We start from the raw sequence: 1,370 nt of genomic DNA on the forward strand, positions 1-1,370 counted from the left end.
CTACGTGGAGGCCTGTCGGAGCCAGAAACTGGAGGACTTCATGCGATGTACCGAGAACGCACTGTGGTTCTATGGCGGGGTCCCCCGTGCCCTGGTGACCGACAACCTGAAGTCCGCAGTTACCAAGAGCAGCAGTTACGAGCCGAAGGTCAACGAGGCCTTTGCCGATTTTGCGGAGCATTACGATACCGCCGTGCTGCCGACAAGGGCCTACAGGCCAAGGGACAAGGCCATCGTGGAGAACGCGGTGCGCATTGTCTATACCAGGGTGTTCGCCCCTTTGCGCAACACCACCTTCCACAGTGTGGGCGAGATCAACAGGGCCATCCTCGAACTGCTAAGGGCCCATAACAATGTTTCCTTCAGGGGAAGGGAATACTCCAGGTGTTCCCTCTTCCGGGAAGTGGAGGTGCCGGAGCTCGGCCCCCTTCCATTGAAACGATATGAGATAAGATCTTATGCAAAGGGAACGGTCCACAAGAACAGCCATATCTACCTTGGCAGGGACAAGCACTACTACAGTGTTCCCTACAGGCACATCGGCAAACAGGTGAAGATCGTCTACACGGACAGCTTCGTGGAGATATACCACAGGCACGAACGTTTGGCCGTCCATGAAAGGAAGCGGCAACGCTACGGCTATACCACCGCAGCGGAACATATGCCCTCCCACCACAGGTTCGTCAGCGAATGGAGCAGTGAGAAGTTCATCTCCTGGGCCGCCCACATCGGCGAGAACTGCAAGGGGTACATCATCGGGATACTCGACAAGAAACAACATCCGGAACAATCCTATAAGTCCTGCATGGGCATACTGCACCTGGCCAAGAAGGTCGGCGACCAACGGCTGGACAATGCCTGTAGGCGGGCATCTGACTATGGGGCCTATAATTACAGCATGGTGGAGCGGATACTGAAAAAAGGGTGGGACACCCTGGAGGACGACCCGGAGGATACCTCCGAGGTCCCGGACCACGATAACATCAGGGGAGGAAACTATTATAAATGACAAACATTAAAACAGACAACATGAACACAAAGACATTGGAACAGATGAAACAGCTCAGGCTCCACGGGATGCTCAGGGCCTTTGGAACCAGCCTCTCGCCCGAGAGCATGGACTACACCAACGATGAACTGGTGGCCTATCTGGTACAGTCCGAATGGGACGATAGGCACAACCGCAAAATCGAGCGCCTGACAAAGGCCGCAAGGTTCAGGTACGGTGCCGTTATGGAGGCCATCGATTACGGCCCCGGCAGGAACATCGACAGGAACAGGATACAACGCTACGCCTCCTGTGGATTTATACACAAGGGTGAAAATATGCTCATTACCGGGAGCACCGGGGTCGGCAAGAGCTATCTGGC

The 1,370-nt window shown here is 55.0% G+C and carries 2 protein-coding genes; both read left to right on the forward strand.

Annotated elements, in window-relative coordinates; genetic code table 11:
• Positions 1 to 1,009 (forward strand): Mu transposase domain-containing protein (locus K1F36_RS19890; RefSeq protein WP_220115345.1); only part of this gene is annotated, 1,009 nt, incomplete at its 5' end.
• Between the two features lie 20 nt (positions 1,010 to 1,029).
• On the forward strand, positions 1,030 to 1,370 hold a 341-nt coding region (locus K1F36_RS19895; RefSeq protein ID WP_220115346.1), incomplete at its 3' end, for an ATP-binding protein.

This window comes from Flagellimonas abyssi, assembly GCF_019457905.1.
GTDB classification, from domain to species: Bacteria; Bacteroidota; Bacteroidia; order Flavobacteriales; family Flavobacteriaceae; genus Flagellimonas; species Flagellimonas abyssi.